Raw genomic sequence first — 14,328 nt, 5'->3', positions numbered from 1 at the left:
CGCATCCATGCGGCGGACACCCCCGCGAACCCACCCCGCCCCACCTCTGACAGTTTCCGTGTGCGTCCAACCACGGAAGAGAGAAAGAAAAGCAAAAGCGGGTCGCTCGCTACGCTCGCTCTGTGTCGACCAAGGTCGACACCTACCAGTAGATCCACGCCATGCGTGGATGATTCATTCGATATCTGACAGATGTGCCGACCAACGGTCGGCACCCACCAACAGCCGCAGGAATCTGTCAGAGGTGGGGCGGTGTGGGTGGGCAGGACCGTTGGCGCCATGGATGGCGCCATCGAGCCCCCATGGATGGGTTTACGGCGTGTCCTGACTACCCACACCGCCCCGCCATCCCACGCAATGCCGCTCTTGCTTTGGCTGTCGCCTCTGCAGGTGCAGGGCTGCAAGCCCTGCCGAAAACCCCTACCCCGCCATCAACGCTTCGATCTCGTCGGCGCTGCGCGCCAGGCCTTCGGTCAATACCCGATGCCCGTCGTCGGTAATCAGCACATCATCCTCGGTACGGATGCCAATGCCGCGCCAGCGCGGTTCCACCGTCGTGTCGTCCACGCCGATGTACAGCCCCGGCTCGATGGTGAATGCCATGCCCGGCTCCAGAAGGCGCGAATCGCCAGCCAGTCGATAGTCGCCTACGTCGTGCACATCCAGCCCGATCCAGTGCCCGGTCTTGTGCCGGTAGAAACGCTGGTACAACCCTTCGGCGAGATTTTTTTCCAGCGTGCCCTTCAACAGGCCCAGTTGCAGCAACCCCTCGGTGAGAGTCTGCACCGCCGCCAGATGGCCCAACTCGTACGCCACGCCCGGCTTGGCCTGGGCAAGCGCTGCCGCCTGTGCCGCCCCCACCAGATCATGCAGCGCACGCTGCTCGGCGCTGAAACGACCATTGACCGGGAACGTACGGGTGATGTCACTGGCATAGCCGCGGAACTCGGCACCGGCATCGATCAACACCAGTTCACCGTCGCGCGATCGCGCGTTGTTGTCGCGGTAATGCAGGATGCACGCGTTGCGGCCCGCACCGACGATGCTGCAGTACGCAGGCACCGCATCGTTGGCACGGAATACCCGTTCCAGTTCGGCCTGCAGTTCGTACTCGTGGATGCCGGCCTTCGAGGCCTGCATGGCGGCACGATGCGCCAGCACACTGATGTCGGCCGCGCGCTGCATCAACGCCACCTCGGCACCGGACTTGAACAGCCGCTGCTCGTGCAGCAGATGGCCCAGTTCCAGGAACTCATGCGGCGGCTGCGCACCGTGGCGCACCTGCGAACGCACGCGGTTCACCCAGCCGATCAGCTTCAGGTCGAAGTCCGCATCGCGGCCGAAGTGGTAATAGACCCGCGAACGCCCTTCAAGCAGGCCCGGCAGGATGTCGTCCAGATCGGTGATCGGGTAAGCATCGTCCATCGCGTACTGCGCGACGGCGCCGTCCTGGCCAGCGCGACCACCATCCCAGGCTTCGCGCTCGGGATCACGCTCGCGGCAGAACAGGATGGCTTCGCCGTGGCGACGACCGGGAATCAGCACCAGCACCGCTTCCGGCTCCGGGAAGCCGCTCAGGTACTGGAAATCCGAATCCTGCCGGTACGGATAGTGGGTATCGAGGCTGCGCACCTTCTCCGATGCCGCCGGCAGCACCAGGATCGCGTCTTCGCCTGCCATGTCCATCAGCTGCCGACGGCGACGCTTGTACTCGCCGGCAGCGATGCCGGTGCGCTGCTTGATATCCATCAGTTCAGGCGCTGCCGATGGCGCGCGGCCAGCACCACGTCGCCGTGCAGCAGCAATACCGCTACCCGGATGAACTCTTCGATCTCCGACAGGGCTTCATCGTCGTCATCACCGCCGGCTTCGAAGTCCTCGCTCGAGGCACGGGCCAGGCTGGCCAGGTCGTTCAGTGCCTCCTCGCCTTCCTCGGACAAGGTCGGCCGATGGCCGCCACTGCCCAGGCCAAAGCCACCCAGGAAGGAACGGGTCCAGCTGAACATGGCATCCGCCTGTGCAGCCACGTCACTGCTGTCGGTCAGCAGCAGCTCGAAGGCGAAGTCGCGGTCTTCCAGCTGCTTGATGGTGACCTCCAGCAACTGCGCCAGCGCACTGTCGGCAGCCACCTGCGGCAGAGTGTCGTCGGCCAGCACGCGCGCCGGCCAGTCATTGCCGGGAGCACCGCCAGCGGCCAGCCAGCCGCACAGCCCGCCATGCAGCTCGGCAGCAGTGGCGCCCAGGCCCAGTTCCTGGCTGGCGCGGGTAACGTCGTCGACGGAGGGAAGTTCGGTCATCGTGCGGCTCGTTCGGAAGGGAAACTGCGGAGCGCGCACGCGCGCGCCCGTGAGCCCGGTAGTGTAGCAATGTGTCCGCCTGCGCTTCGTGGCCGCCCGGGCCTGCTGCGACAGTGCTTGACCGCCCTGACCCGGCTTGCCTATCGTGCGGGCATGGAACCCGCCGATCCCCTTGCCCAGTTGCAGGCCTTCGCCGCCCGTGTGGAGGCGTTGCTCGACCGCAACCAGCGGCTGGCCGAGGAGAACCGCAGCCTGCGCCACCAGCAGGAACAGCTGGTGGCCGAGCGCTCGACGCTGCTGGCCAAGAACGAGCAGGCGCGTTCGCGGGTGGAAGCGATGATCACCCGGCTCAAGTCCCTGGAGCAGCACACATGAGTGCCGAACCGGTCAGCGTCCGTATCCTCGACCGTGAATACACGGTTGGCGTCGGTGGTGATGAACGCGACAGCCTGATGGCGGCCGCCCGCCTGCTGGATGCGCGCATGCGCGAGATCCGTGGCAGCAACCGGATGGCCGCGGTCGACCGTATCGCGGTGCTGGCTGCGCTCAACCTGGCGCACGAACTGCAGCTGCTGCGCGACGAGAACGCCCGCCAAGCGGTCGCCCTGCAACAGACCCTGGCCGACCTGAACCGGCGTCTGGACCGCGCGATCGACAGCAGCACGTGAGAAGGGCGCGGAATGCGCCTTCTCTTTTCTGAATTGGCACGCACTGTTGCCGACGAACGGCCTATCCAGATCACGCGCGGTGGCTATAATGGCCACGCGTTCTCTGCGGTACTCGACGGCATGTGCAAACATTCGCCTTGTCCCTTAAGAACGACACCGGGAGCGCGACAGCGCCGGGAGTGCAGGTCCGCCTTGCAGCGGGAAGCCCGATGGTTCTCCAGCGTTCCCACTTGAGCCCCCGGGTTCAAGGTCGTTTCGCATGCATCGACATTGCGGAGAATGCAATATTCCAGCAAGGGCGGCGTCTTCGGGCGTCGCCCTTGTTCTTTCCGGCACAATGACGGCTGATCCTTGCCGCATGCTGCCATGACCGACCCGCGACAGGCCCTGCGCCACGACCTGCGGCAACGCCGCCGCGACCTTTCCGCCCCCGTCCGTATTGCGGCTGCCGAATCGCTGGCCGATGCGCTGCTGGCGCTGCCGTTCGCCCCGCGCGAAGGCGCCGTGGCCGGCTACTGGGCGCTGGATGGCGAAATCGCCCTGCACCGCTGGCAGCTGCAGTTGCCCGACACGCTGCACTACTGCCTGCCGGTACTGCACGGCGACGTGCTGCGCTTCGCGCCCTGGCGCCCCGGCCAGCCGTTGACCAGCAACCGTTACGGCATCCCCGAACCGGATGTCGCCATCGAAGACACCCTGGAACCGGCGCAGATGGCCCTGGTGGTGACGCCGTTGGTAGGCTTCGACGCGCAGTGCCGGCGGCTGGGCATGGGAGGCGGCTGGTATGATCGCAGCTTCGCCTTCCGCCATGATCGGCCGGCGCCACCCTGGCTGGTCGGCGCGGCATTCTCGGTGCAGCAGGTCGAGTCCTTGCCGGTAGCGTCCTGGGACGTACCGGTGGATGCGATCTGCACTGAAGCCGGCACCCTGCTCCCTTCCGCTGCCCCCGTGAACGCATGACCGCCCGCAAGCGCTATTGGTTGATGAAGTCCGAACCGGACGCTTTTTCCATCGATGACCTGGCCAAGGTCAAGGTCGAACCCTGGAACGGGGTGCGCAACTACCAGGCCCGCAATTTCATGCGCGATGGCATGCAGGTCGGCGACGGCATCCTGTTCTACCACTCCAATACCAAGGTGCCCGGCATCGTCGGCCTGGCCACGGTGGCCAGCGCGGCCTACCCCGATGACACCCAGTTCGATCCAAAATCCGACTATCACGACCCCAAGAGCACGCGCGAGAACCCGCGCTGGATGCTGGTGGACGTGGCCTTCGACCGCAAGCTCAAGCAGGTGATCGCGCTGGACGAGATCAAGCTGCACGCTGATGAGCTCGGCGAAGGCTTCCCGCTGGTTGCCAAGGGCAACCGCCTGTCGGTGTTTCCGGTCACCGCCGCGCAGTGGAAGCTGCTGCTGTCGCTGGAAAAGAAATCCTGATTCCCTGCCTGAGAGCTCCCCGCAATGTCTGAAGCCAAGCGCCTGGCCGCCGAAAAGGCCATCGAGTACGTCGAAGACGGCATGATCGTCGGTGTCGGCACCGGTTCCACCGTCGCCTATTTCATTGATGCGCTGGCCCGCATCCAGCATCGCATCAAGGGTGCGGTGTCCAGCTCCGAGCAGAGCACCGCGCGCCTGAAGCAGCATGGCATCGAGGTGATCGAGCTGAATCACACCGGCACCCTGTCGCTGTACGTGGATGGCGCCGACGAGTGCGACGCCAACAAGTGCCTGATCAAGGGCGGCGGCGCTGCACTGACCCGCGAGAAGATCATCGCCGAGGCCAGCGAACGCTTCGTCTGCATCGTCGACCCGAGCAAGCAGGTGCCGGTGCTGGGCAGGTTCCCGCTGCCGGTGGAAGTGATTCCGATGGCACGCAGCCTGGTCGCCCGCCAGATCCGCGACATGACCGGTGGCCAGCCGACCTGGCGTGAAGGTGTGGTGACCGATAACGGCAACCAGATCCTGGACATCCACAACCTGCAGATCACCGATCCGGAAAAGCTGGAGCGTGAACTGAACCAGTTGCCGGGCGTGGTCTGCGTCGGCCTGTTCGCGCGCCGCCGTGCCGATGTGGTGATTGTCGGCGGCGAGCCGCCGATCGTGCTCTGACCCTTTCGAAGGACCCTGACGATGTCGTTGCTGCGCTCACTGCTGATGCTCCCGCTGCTGGCCCTGACCGGCTGCGCCACCGATGCCGCCCGCCACTGGGTGGAACTGGGCGGCGCCCGCTATGACGTTGAACTGGCCACCAACGATGAAACCCGTGCACGCGGGTTGATGTTCCGCGACCAGATGCCCGAGGACCACGGCATGCTGTTCGTGCATGACCGCGAGGAAATGCAGGCGTACTGGATGAAGAACACCAAGATCGCGCTGGACATCCTGTATTTCGACAGCGAGCGCAAGCTGGTGAGCCAGCAGCGCGACGTGCCGCCGTGCTCGGCCGGCGACATGTGCCCGCCCTACCCCAGCGGTGGCCCGGCGCGCTTCGTGCTGGAGCTCAACGCCGGGCAGGCGGAGAAGCTCAAGCTGAAGGATGGCACCGAGCTGACCTTCGGCCCGGGTATCGAGAAGTAAAGGTTCGGCCGGGCTGCGCCCGGGGCCCGCCGAATCAACATCAAATGCAACATCTGGGCGACCGAGGGATGGCGGGGCGGTGTGGGCTTGCAGGACACGCCGTAAACCCATCCCTGGGGGCTCGTAGGCGCCATCCATGGCGCCTGCGGCCCTGCAAGCCCACACCGCCCCACCCCTGACAGTTTCCCGCTGCTGTTGGTGGGTGTCGACCTTGGTCGACACGGTAGATCCACGCCATGCGTGGATGGAAGGACGATGACGTGACGAATTCACGCCACACTGCTTGAATCCGCCCACGATTGCCGCCAGTCTGTGGACATGCAGGACCGGATCACACTCCCCGACTGGGATGCACTGGCCGACTTCGACGACGAGGCGCTGCCACTGCTGCCGACCGCGCTGCTGATCGCGCGCGATGAATATCCCGATCTGCAGCCATCGACCTACGATGCGCTGGTCCAGAGCCACGTCGAGCACCTGCGCGCCGAGGTGGACAGCATCGAGCACAGCCCGCTGAAGATGGCGGCCATCAACCGGCACCTGTTCGATGAGCTGGGCTACAGCGGCGACCACCAGGAGTACTACGACCCGCGCAACAGCTACCTCAACCAGGTCTTCGAGCGCCGGTTGGGCAATCCGATCTCGCTGGCGCTGGTGCAGATGGAAGTGGCGCGACGGCTGGGCATTCCGCTGGACGGCGTGTCATTTCCCGGTCATTTCCTGGTGCGCCTGCCGGTCGACGATGGCGTACTGGTGATGGACCCGTTCAATGGCGGCCGCCCGCTGGACGTTGACGAGCTGCGCGAACGCGCCAAGTCGCACCTGGGCGGGCAGATGCCCGACGACCAGGTACTGGCGCAGATCCTCGACCCTGCACCGAGCCGCGCGATCCTGATCCGCATGCTGCGCAACCTGCATGGGGTGTATGCCGAGGCCAGCGAGTGGGATCGTGCGGCGCGCAGTGCCGACCGCCTGCTCAAGCTTGCCCCCGAACAGGACGATGCCCTGCGTGATCGCGGCCTGGCCTATCTGCAGCTGGACTATCTGGCCGGGGCCCGCCACGACCTGGGCCTGTACCTGAAGCGCAACCCCGAGGCCAGCGACGCGCAATGGCTGCGCGAGAAGCTGATCGACCTCGGCGGACCGGTGCCGCGGCTGCATTGATTTACAGGTGTGCGGACCAACGGTCCGCACCCACCCCAACGGTCCACACCCACAGGAGGGCCTGGCGGACCCTCCCTCAGTCGATCTCGACCATCTCGAAATCGTCCTTGGTCACGCCGCAATCCGGGCACGTCCAGGTCTCGGGAATGTCTTCCCAGCGCGTTCCTGGAGCGATGCCCTCTTCCGGCAGCCCCTCCGCTTCGCGGTACAGGAATCCGCAGACCACGCACATCCAGGTACGCAGGGTGGTGGGGGTGGCTTCGCTCATCGGATAATCAGGGCTGGATTCACGGGCCGCCATTGTCCCATCGCGGTCCACCCACCGGTAGCCATCGATGACTTCTGCTTCCCCGGCGCCCCGCGGCGTCTACCTGATCACCCCGGATGAACCCGATACCGCCCGCCTGCTGGCGCGCACCGCGCCTCTGCTGGCCGCCGGTGCCACCTGGCTGCAGTACCGCAACAAGACCGCCAGCGATGCGCTGCGGCATGAACAGGCCACGGCCCTGCAGGCTCTGTGCGCCGCCCATGGCGTGCCGCTGATCATCAACGACGACCCTGCGCTTGCCCAGGCCATCGGCGCATCCGGCGTGCACCTGGGCGGCACCGACGGTGACATCGGCGCTGCACGCGCGCTGCTCGGCGCCGACGCCATCATCGGCGCCTCCTGCTACGACCAGCTGGCCAACGCCGAGCGTGCGGTGGCTGCCGGCGCCAGCTACGTGGCCTTCGGCGCGTTCTTCCCCACCACCACCAAGGTCACCAGCAGCCGCGCCGACGTCGACCTGCTGCGGCAAAGCGCCGCACTGGGCGTGCCGCGGGTGGCGATCGGTGGCCTGAGCCCGGACAATGTCGGTCCCATCATCGACGCCGGCGCCGATCTGCTGGCCGTGGTCAGCGGCATCTACGCCGCGCCGGACCCGGTCGCGACCCAGCGTGCCTACCTCGCCCGATTCGATACGCCGCAGTAATCCCCAGGAAACCCCATGAACCACGACCAGTCCCACGCCCTGTTCTCCCGCGCCCAGGAATTGCTGCCTGGCGGCGTCAACTCACCGGTGCGCGCGTTCAAGTCGGTTGGCGGCGAACCCTTCTTCGTCGAGCGCGCCGACGGTGCCTATCTGTACGACGTCGACGGCAACCGCTACATCGACTACGTGGGTTCGTGGGGCCCGATGATCGTCGGCCATAACCACACCGCCGTGCGCCAGGCAGTGAAGAAGGCGATCGACAACGGCCTGTCGTTCGGTGCGCCGTGCGCAGCGGAAGTGACCATGGCCGAGACCATCACCCGCCTGGTGCCGTCGTGCGAGATGGTGCGCATGGTCAACTCCGGCACCGAGGCCACCCTGTCGGCCATCCGCCTGGCACGCGGTGCCACCGGCCGCAACTGCATCGTCAAGTTCGAAGGCTGCTACCACGGCCACGGCGACTCGTTCCTGGTCAAGGCCGGCAGCGGCATGTTGACCCTGGGCGTGCCGACCTCGCCCGGCGTGCCGGCCGGCCTGAGCGAACTGACCCTGACCCTGCCCTACAACGACTTCGAAGCCGCCACCGCACTGTTCGAGGCTCGCGGCAGCGAGATCGCCGGTCTGATCATCGAACCGGTGGTGGGCAACGCCAACTGCATTCCGCCGCGCGAAGGCTACCTGCAGCACCTGCGCGCGCTGTGCACGCAGCACGGTGCCCTGCTGATCTTCGACGAAGTGATGACTGGTTTCCGCGTTGCCCTGGGCGGTGCGCAGGCGCACTACGGCATCACCCCGGACCTGACCACCTTCGGCAAGATCATCGGCGGTGGCATGCCGGTGGGTGCCTATGGCGGGCGCCGCGAGCTGATGCAGCAGATCGCCCCGGCCGGCCCGATCTACCAGGCCGGTACGCTGAGCGGTAATCCGGTGGCGATGGCCGCCGGCTTGGCCATGCTGGAGCTGATCCAGCAGCCGGGTTTCCACGACGACCTGAGCGCGCGTGCCGCACGCCTGTGCGCAGGCCTGGAAGCCGCTGCCGCCGACGCTGGCGTGGCGGTAACCACCACGCAGGTCGGCGCGATGTTCGGGCTGTTCTTCACCAGCGAAAAGGTGGAGACCTACGCCCAGGCCACGGCCTGCGACATCCCGGCATTCAACCGCTTCTTCCACGCGATGCTGGGCCAGGGCGTGTTCCTGGCACCGTCGGCGTACGAAGCCGGTTTCCTGTCCAGCGCACACGATGATGCGGTGATCGAGGCCACGCTGGCAGCGGCGCGCGTGGCGTTCAAGGCGGCCAAGGGCTGAGCCTCGGCCTGGTAGGTGGCGACCTTGGTCGGCACTTTCATCCACGCATGGCGTGGATCTACTGAACGGGAAGTAGAGCCACGCCATGCGTGGCTGCCCGTACTCAACCGAAAACGAACTTGCCCTTCATCATCGCGAAGTGGCCGGGGAACGAGCAGAAGAAGGTGTAATCGCCGCCCTTCTGCAGGCCCTTCGTGGAAAAACGCACGCGGGTGGTCTCGCCACCACCGATCACTCTGGTGTGCGCCAGCACGCGTTTGTCGGCCTTCGGCAGGTAGCTGTCGGCCAAGGTCATGCGCATGCCCGCCATCGCCACCGGCTGGTAGTCGGCGCTGCGGGTCAGCACCCAGTTGTGGCCCATCGCGGTGGCGGCCAGCCTGCCGGTGTGGCGCAGGGTCAGGTCGACGTCGCTGCAATCGGCAGCCACCTTGATCTCGCGGCTGCTGAAACTCATCTGGTCGGTGCTGTCGATGCTCACCGCACATACGCGCGCCATCGCCGACGGCGCCAGCATCAACGCGCCCAGTCCCACCGCTACCATCCAAGCCTTCATCATTCCGTCTCCTGCGGGTTCGATGGCCATTCTAGGCAGCAGCCTGCTGGCCCGGCTGCGACCGTGTGTCGCAGTCATGGTCCAGGGTTTGCGCTGGGATGCGGCAATGGCATGCTCGACCGATGCGGATCGATCTTCTCCTGCTCGATGTCGACGGCGTACTGGTGCACTACCAGCGCGCGCAGCGCGTACTGCATCTGGCGCAGGCGCTGGACGTGCCGACCGCGCACGTGCAGGCCGCGCTGTACGAAAGTGGGCTCGAAGCGGCACACGACAGCGGCGTACTCGATGGCGCGCGCTATCTGGCCCAGCTTGGCGAACTGCTCGGTACAACGGTAACGCTGCCGACCTGGATTGCCGCACGCCACGCGGCCAGCCACCCGCAACTGCCGGTGCTGCAACGGCTGCAGGCCCTGCAGGTGCCGATGGCAGTGCTGACCAACAACGGCGCCTTGATGGTGCAGGCGCTGCCGACGCTGCTGCCGGAGCTGTTTCCTGCCCTGCAGGAGCGCGTGTTCTGCAGCGCGGACTTTGGCCTGCGCAAACCCGCGCCGGAGGTGTTCCTGCGGACCCTCGCAGCCCTCAGCGTGGCACCGGGACACACGCTGTTCGTCGATGACCTGTTCGCCAACGTGCGCGGTGCGCGCGCAGCCGGCCTCCACGCGGAAACCGTGCAGGACGGACGCGGACTGGGCAAGGTACTGAAGCGCTACGCGGTACGGTGATCCGCAATTCTGTAGAGCCGAGCCCATGCTCGGCTGCTGTTGCCTGACATCGCGATGAGCCGAGCATGGGCTCGGCTCTACGGAGGTTCCGCAGCAGTAGGGTCGGAACTCAGCGCGCGGCGACGAACGCGGCAATCGCCGCGCGCAGGCGCTTGAGGCCTTCGGCCACTTCTTCGTCGGTGATGTTCAGCGACGGCACGAAACGCAGCACGTCCGGGCCCGCCTGCAGGGTCAACAAGCCCTGTTCGGCGGCGTGGTCGAGGATCGCACCCGCCTGGCCAGCGAACTCTTTGCTGAGCACGGCACCCAGCATCAGGCCGCGACCGCGCACCTCGCTGAACACCTTGAACTCGTCATTGATGCGGGCGAAGCCGTCGCGCAGCGCCTTCGACTGGCGGCTGACATTGGCCGCGATCTCGGCCGAAGCCAGCTTGCGCAACGCCACGCGGGCAACCGCCGCGGCCAGCGGGTTGCCGCCGAAGGTTGTGCCATGGGCACCGAACTGCATGGTCTCGGCCACCTTCGGGCCGGCCAGCATCGCGCCGATCGGGAAGCCACCGCCGAGTGCCTTGGCCAGGGTGACCATGTCCGGCACCACGTCGTCCTGCCAGTGCGCGAACAGCGTACCGGTACGGCCCATGCCGGCCTGGATCTCGTCCAGCACCAGCAGTGCGTTGTGCTGGTCGCAGAGCTCGCGCACGCGCTTGAGGAAACCGGACTTGGCCGGCATCACGCCGCCTTCGCCCTGGATCGGCTCCAGCATCACCGCCGCCACGTCGCCGGCGGCCATCGCGGTTTCCAGCTGCACCTCATCGTTGAAGTCGATGTAGCGGAAGCCCCCCGGCAGCGGCTCGTAGCCTTCCTGGTACTTCGGCTGCGCGGTGGCGGTCACTGCGCCCATGGTGCGGCCGTGGAAGCTGCCGCGGAAGGTGATGATCACGCGCTTGTCGGCGGGGCGGCCCTGGCTGGAGGCCCACTTGCGGACCATCTTGATCGCCACTTCGTTGGCTTCGGCACCGGAGTTGCACAGGAACACGCGCTCGGCGAAGCGGCTGGCCTTCACCAGCTCCTCGGCCAGGTGCAGCGGCGGTGCGCTGTAGAACACGTTGCTGGTGTGCCACAGCTTGCCGGCCTGTTCGACCAGCGCGGCGACCAGATCCGGGTCGTTGTGGCCCAGGCCGCACACGGCGATGCCCGCGGCCAGGTCGATGAACTCACGGCCCTGGCTGTCCCACACGCGGGCGCCCTGGCCTCGCTCCAGCACCACCTGGCGGGGCTTGTACACCGGCAGGTAGTAGTGCGACAGGGAGATCAGCGGATCGGTGGCGGCGGTCATGGCAGTCAGCAGGGTTCAGGAATGCCCATTCTCGCGCCGGAACCCGTGCGGCACAATGCACGCATGCGACCGTTTTCCGCCCCCCAGCTGAACCCCGCCACCGAGACCGGCTGGCGCCGCCAGTGGTTCGACATCATCTACCGCCACGACAGCCGGCCCTCGCGCAATTTCGACCTGATCCTGGTGGTGGCGATCATCGCCAGCGTCATCGTGGTGATGATCGACAGCGTGCAGCACCTGCACGCGCGCTGGTCTACTGGCCTGTACATCCTGGAATGGACCTTCACCGTCCTGTTCACCGCCGAATACCTGCTGCGGCTGGCGGTGGTGCGTCGGCCGCTGCGCTACGCGCTGAGCATCTGGGGCATCATCGATGTGCTGGCGATCCTGCCCACCTACCTGTCGCTGTTCATTCCCGGCGCGCAGAGCCTGCTGGTGGTGCGTGCGCTGCGCATCCTGCGCGTGTTCCGCATCCTCAAGCTGACCCGCTACGTCGAAGAAAGCGGTGTGCTGATGGAGTCGTTGTGGCGCAGTCGGCGCAAGGTGCTGGTGTTCCTGTTCACGGTCATCACCATCACCATCATCGCCGGCGCGCTGATGTACCTGATCGAAGGCCCCAATCATGGCTTCACCAGCATCCCCAGCAGCATGTACTGGGCCGTGGTGACGATGGCCACGGTCGGCTTCGGCGACATCGTGCCGCAGACCGTGCTCGGCCGCTTCGTCACCTCGGTGCTGATCCTGATCGGTTACAGCATCATCGCCGTGCCGACCGGCATCTACACCGCCGAACTGGCCAGCACCATGCGTGAAGCCGAGCTTGCCGCGCGCCGCGATGCACGTGGCTGCCCGCACTGCGGGCTGGAAGGCCACGAACCGGATGCGCGGCACTGCCGCAAGTGTGGCGGACCGCTGCCGGATACCTTCAGCCACTGACGGCGATGCCGGCCAGCGGCCGGCACGACCTCAGCAGATCCACGCCGTGCGTGGATGAAGTCCACCGAACGGCAGTAGATCCACGCCATGCGTGGATGAAGCCCACCGAACAGCAGTAGATCCACGCCATGCGTGGATGCGCCTGGCTCAATCCAGGAACAGATCCGGCAGCAACGGACGCGACGCATCCACCGCATACCCGGAAAGATCGGTCACGCCGGCTTCGGCCAGCACTTCATCATCGATCAGGAAACGGCCGTGGAAACCGGCCGCCTCGCGCACCAGCACCGCATGCGCAGCATCGGCCATGATCTGCGGCGTACGACAGCCGCCGATGTCCACACCGGGAATCATGTTGATCGCATCGGTCGCAATGACGGTGCGCGGCCACAACGCATTGACCGCCACGCCCTGCGGCCCGAACTCGGCGGCCAGACCGAGGGTGACAAAGCTCATGCCCATCTTCGCCAGCGTGTAGCCGGTGTGTGCGCCCCACCACTTGGGATCGAGGCTCGGCGGCGGTGCGAGGGTCAGGATGTGCGGATTCGGCGCCTGCTGCAGGTACGGCAGGCACGCCTGCGCGCAGAGGAAGCTGCCGCGCGAATTGACCTGCTGCATCAGGTCGAAGCGCTTCATCGGCGTGTCCAGGGTGCCACGCAGCCAGATGGCGCTGGCGTTGTTGATCAGGATGTCGATGCCACCGAAGGTGTCCACGGTAGCGGCAACCGCCGCCTGCACCTGGTCTTCCTCGCGGATGTCGCACTTCAGCGCCAGGCCCTGGCCACCGGCTGCGGTCACCGCCTCGGCGGCACTGTGGATGGTACCCGGCAGCTTCGGATTGGGCACCGACGACTTGGCGGCAATGGCGACGTTGGCACCATCACGCGCAGCGCGCAGCGCGATTGCCAGGCCGATGCCACGCGAGGCACCGGTGATGAAAAGGGTTTTTCCCTGCAGACTGCCCACGTTCCACACTCCAGCGTATGCAATGAGCCGCTAGTATGCCGCGCCGACGCGGAGTTCACCGCACGTTGACGATACTGGCGCCCCGGTCACTGCACGAGGTCCATGCCATGCGCTGTTCCCGCCTGTTGTTGCCTGCCTTGGGCCTGGCCCTGCTCACTGCCTGCCAAGGCCGCTCACCTGAACCCGGCAGCGCGCCGGCCAAGGATGACGCCGCCAGCGTCGACAAGGCGGCCGGCGATGGCAAGCTGCGCTGGAGCGAGGCCGTTGTCTGGGATGGAGACCTCAACAGCTGCCGCCAAGGCGACAGCGCGGCCACCCGCGATTGCCTGCGCGATGCGATGCGTGCCGGCGGGGCCAGTGCCGATGCGGTCACTGCCGCCGAGCAGTTGTCCAGCGGTGGCGAACTGGCCTACGTGACCGCCTGGCATGAACACGATGGCCTGGGCGTGGCCACCGTCGAATACCCGTTCCGCGCCAACACCAATGAAGGTACGCGCCTGGTCGATGCCGGCGGCAAGCGCATCGACGTGGATGCGGTGCAGTTGGACGACACGCTGCGCGCCGATCCCGGTGTGCAGGAGGTACTCAAGGCGAACCCGCAGGCCACGCCGTTCGCGCCGGCGCAGGCCGCGGGTACTACAGCGCTGGAAGGCGGTGGTATCCGCCTGCTGTACCGCACGCCACTGCGCGACTGCCATGCGTGCCCGGATGTCGGCCAGCTGCAGATCGGCTATGACTTCGATGGCAAGCGCAACTTCATTGGCCAGCAGGTGGTACCACTGACGCCGTAAGGGCTCGCCGGGCCATGCTGCGAAGTGCATCCACGCATGC

Annotated in this window: 18 protein-coding genes and 1 other RNA gene; 13 read left to right on the top strand and 6 right to left on the bottom strand. The window is 66.4% G+C overall.

The window, feature by feature from the left end; all coding sequences use genetic code 11:
* Positions 1 to 420: 420 nt before the first annotated feature.
* Complete coding sequence (locus tag HUT07_RS03255; RefSeq protein ID WP_176022464.1) at positions 421 to 1,743, bottom strand: aminopeptidase P N-terminal domain-containing protein; 1,323 nt, start codon at positions 1,741 to 1,743, stop codon at positions 421 to 423.
* 5 nt (positions 1,744 to 1,748) lie between these two features.
* Positions 1,749 to 2,297 (bottom strand): YecA family protein, encoded by a 549-nt coding sequence (locus tag HUT07_RS03250; protein ID WP_176019714.1) that lies wholly within the window; start codon positions 2,295 to 2,297, stop codon positions 1,749 to 1,751.
* Between the two features lie 153 nt (positions 2,298 to 2,450).
* On the opposite strand from HUT07_RS03250, the gene HUT07_RS03245 reads away from it, so the two are divergent.
* The 8 genes from HUT07_RS03245 to HUT07_RS03210 all read left to right on the top strand — a co-directional run bounded on the left by HUT07_RS03245 (position 2,451) and on the right by HUT07_RS03210 (position 6,705).
* Entirely contained in the window at positions 2,451 to 2,672 is a 222-nt protein-coding gene (locus HUT07_RS03245) for a TIGR02449 family protein (RefSeq protein ID WP_025874200.1), read from the top strand.
* Positions 2,669 to 2,965 (top strand): cell division protein ZapA, encoded by a 297-nt coding sequence (locus tag HUT07_RS03240; RefSeq protein WP_025874199.1) that lies wholly within the window; start codon positions 2,669 to 2,671, stop codon positions 2,963 to 2,965. The genes HUT07_RS03245 and HUT07_RS03240 overlap by 4 nt, the downstream gene beginning before the upstream one ends.
* A gap of 97 nt (positions 2,966 to 3,062) precedes the next feature.
* A non-coding RNA gene (gene ssrS, locus HUT07_RS03235) (6S RNA) lies at positions 3,063 to 3,248 on the top strand.
* An 83-nt stretch (positions 3,249 to 3,331) separates the two neighbouring features.
* Positions 3,332 to 3,925, top strand: coding sequence for a 5-formyltetrahydrofolate cyclo-ligase (locus HUT07_RS03230; protein WP_176019713.1), 594 nt, complete (start codon positions 3,332 to 3,334; stop codon positions 3,923 to 3,925).
* Complete coding sequence (locus HUT07_RS03225) at positions 3,922 to 4,401, top strand: EVE domain-containing protein (protein ID WP_176019712.1); 480 nt, start codon at positions 3,922 to 3,924, stop codon at positions 4,399 to 4,401. The genes HUT07_RS03230 and HUT07_RS03225 overlap by 4 nt, the downstream gene beginning before the upstream one ends.
* 24 nt (positions 4,402 to 4,425) lie before the next feature.
* Positions 4,426 to 5,073 carry a ribose-5-phosphate isomerase RpiA gene (rpiA, locus tag HUT07_RS03220; RefSeq protein ID WP_099820806.1) on the top strand — a complete coding sequence of 216 codons (648 nt, stop codon included), beginning with the start codon at positions 4,426 to 4,428 and terminating at the stop codon, positions 5,071 to 5,073.
* Positions 5,074 to 5,094: 21 nt separating this feature from the next.
* Entirely contained in the window at positions 5,095 to 5,541 is a 447-nt protein-coding gene (locus tag HUT07_RS03215; RefSeq protein WP_176019711.1) for a DUF192 domain-containing protein, read from the top strand.
* Between the two features lie 318 nt (positions 5,542 to 5,859).
* Positions 5,860 to 6,705 (top strand): SirB1 family protein, encoded by an 846-nt coding sequence (locus tag HUT07_RS03210; RefSeq protein WP_176019710.1) that lies wholly within the window; start codon positions 5,860 to 5,862, stop codon positions 6,703 to 6,705.
* 76 nt (positions 6,706 to 6,781) lie between these two features.
* Here HUT07_RS03210 and HUT07_RS03205 read toward each other — a convergent pair whose 3' ends face one another.
* Entirely contained in the window at positions 6,782 to 7,006 is a 225-nt protein-coding gene (locus HUT07_RS03205; RefSeq protein WP_176019709.1) for a rubredoxin, read from the bottom strand.
* A 34-nt stretch (positions 7,007 to 7,040) separates the two neighbouring features.
* On the opposite strand from HUT07_RS03205, the gene thiE reads away from it, so the two are divergent.
* Together thiE and hemL are read left to right on the top strand one after the other, a co-directional pair.
* On the top strand, positions 7,041 to 7,676 hold the full coding sequence (gene thiE / locus HUT07_RS03200; RefSeq protein ID WP_176019708.1) for a thiamine phosphate synthase: 636 nt from the start codon (positions 7,041 to 7,043) through the stop codon (positions 7,674 to 7,676).
* 15 nt (positions 7,677 to 7,691) lie between these two features.
* Positions 7,692 to 8,981, top strand: coding sequence for a glutamate-1-semialdehyde 2,1-aminomutase (hemL, locus tag HUT07_RS03195; protein WP_176019707.1), 1,290 nt, complete (start codon positions 7,692 to 7,694; stop codon positions 8,979 to 8,981).
* Between the two features lie 103 nt (positions 8,982 to 9,084).
* On the opposite strand, the gene azu is transcribed toward hemL, so the two are convergent.
* On the bottom strand, positions 9,085 to 9,534 hold the full coding sequence (gene azu, locus HUT07_RS03190; protein ID WP_176019706.1) for an azurin: 450 nt from the start codon (positions 9,532 to 9,534) through the stop codon (positions 9,085 to 9,087).
* 122 nt (positions 9,535 to 9,656) lie between these two features.
* Here azu and HUT07_RS03185 point away from each other — a divergent pair, with 122 nt between their 5' ends.
* Positions 9,657 to 10,259 (top strand): HAD-IA family hydrolase, encoded by a 603-nt coding sequence (locus tag HUT07_RS03185; RefSeq protein WP_176019705.1) that lies wholly within the window; start codon positions 9,657 to 9,659, stop codon positions 10,257 to 10,259.
* A 109-nt stretch (positions 10,260 to 10,368) separates the two neighbouring features.
* Here HUT07_RS03185 and HUT07_RS03180 read toward each other — a convergent pair whose 3' ends face one another.
* Entirely contained in the window at positions 10,369 to 11,595 is a 1,227-nt protein-coding gene (locus tag HUT07_RS03180; protein WP_088101212.1) for an acetylornithine transaminase, read from the bottom strand.
* Between the two features lie 63 nt (positions 11,596 to 11,658).
* Here HUT07_RS03180 and HUT07_RS03175 point away from each other — a divergent pair, with 63 nt between their 5' ends.
* Complete coding sequence (locus HUT07_RS03175; protein WP_100554199.1) at positions 11,659 to 12,531, top strand: ion transporter; 873 nt, start codon at positions 11,659 to 11,661, stop codon at positions 12,529 to 12,531.
* 147 nt (positions 12,532 to 12,678) lie between these two features.
* On the opposite strand, the gene HUT07_RS03170 is transcribed toward HUT07_RS03175, so the two are convergent.
* The gene (locus HUT07_RS03170; protein ID WP_176019704.1) at positions 12,679 to 13,497 is read right to left on the bottom strand and encodes an NAD(P)-dependent oxidoreductase; all 819 of its coding nucleotides are present in this window, start codon (positions 13,495 to 13,497) and stop codon (positions 12,679 to 12,681) included.
* A gap of 107 nt (positions 13,498 to 13,604) precedes the next feature.
* Between HUT07_RS03170 and HUT07_RS03165 the strand changes: the two genes are divergently transcribed.
* Positions 13,605 to 14,288: a hypothetical protein gene (locus HUT07_RS03165; RefSeq protein ID WP_176019703.1), complete on the top strand. Its 684-nt coding sequence runs from the start codon at positions 13,605 to 13,607 to the stop codon at positions 14,286 to 14,288.
* Positions 14,289 to 14,328: the final 40 nt, after the last annotated feature.

Source organism: Stenotrophomonas sp. NA06056 (assembly GCF_013364355.1).
Taxonomy (GTDB): domain Bacteria; phylum Pseudomonadota; class Gammaproteobacteria; order Xanthomonadales; family Xanthomonadaceae; genus Stenotrophomonas.
The sequence above is the reverse complement of the archived record's forward strand: the minus strand, read 5'-3'. Positions and strand labels throughout refer to the sequence as shown.

Coding starts and splice junctions, on each gene's coding strand:
- HUT07_RS03250 (WP_176019714.1), bottom strand. CDS start 2,297: ATGACCGAACTTCCCTCCGTCGACGACGTTACCCGCGCCAGCCAGGAA.
- HUT07_RS03245 (WP_025874200.1), top strand. CDS start 2,451: ATGGAACCCGCCGATCCCCTTGCCCAGTTGCAGGCCTTCGCCGCCCGT.
- HUT07_RS03240 (WP_025874199.1), top strand. CDS start 2,669: ATGAGTGCCGAACCGGTCAGCGTCCGTATCCTCGACCGTGAATACACG.
- HUT07_RS03230 (WP_176019713.1), top strand. CDS start 3,332: ATGACCGACCCGCGACAGGCCCTGCGCCACGACCTGCGGCAACGCCGC.
- HUT07_RS03225 (WP_176019712.1), top strand. CDS start 3,922: ATGACCGCCCGCAAGCGCTATTGGTTGATGAAGTCCGAACCGGACGCT.
- rpiA (WP_099820806.1), top strand. CDS start 4,426: ATGTCTGAAGCCAAGCGCCTGGCCGCCGAAAAGGCCATCGAGTACGTC.
- HUT07_RS03215 (WP_176019711.1), top strand. CDS start 5,095: ATGTCGTTGCTGCGCTCACTGCTGATGCTCCCGCTGCTGGCCCTGACC.
- HUT07_RS03210 (WP_176019710.1), top strand. CDS start 5,860: ATGCAGGACCGGATCACACTCCCCGACTGGGATGCACTGGCCGACTTC.
- HUT07_RS03205 (WP_176019709.1), bottom strand. CDS start 7,006: ATGGCGGCCCGTGAATCCAGCCCTGATTATCCGATGAGCGAAGCCACC.
- thiE (WP_176019708.1), top strand. CDS start 7,041: ATGACTTCTGCTTCCCCGGCGCCCCGCGGCGTCTACCTGATCACCCCG.
- hemL (WP_176019707.1), top strand. CDS start 7,692: ATGAACCACGACCAGTCCCACGCCCTGTTCTCCCGCGCCCAGGAATTG.
- azu (WP_176019706.1), bottom strand. CDS start 9,534: ATGAAGGCTTGGATGGTAGCGGTGGGACTGGGCGCGTTGATGCTGGCG.
- HUT07_RS03185 (WP_176019705.1), top strand. CDS start 9,657: ATGCGGATCGATCTTCTCCTGCTCGATGTCGACGGCGTACTGGTGCAC.
- HUT07_RS03180 (WP_088101212.1), bottom strand. CDS start 11,595: ATGACCGCCGCCACCGATCCGCTGATCTCCCTGTCGCACTACTACCTG.
- HUT07_RS03175 (WP_100554199.1), top strand. CDS start 11,659: ATGCGACCGTTTTCCGCCCCCCAGCTGAACCCCGCCACCGAGACCGGC.
- HUT07_RS03165 (WP_176019703.1), top strand. CDS start 13,605: ATGCGCTGTTCCCGCCTGTTGTTGCCTGCCTTGGGCCTGGCCCTGCTC.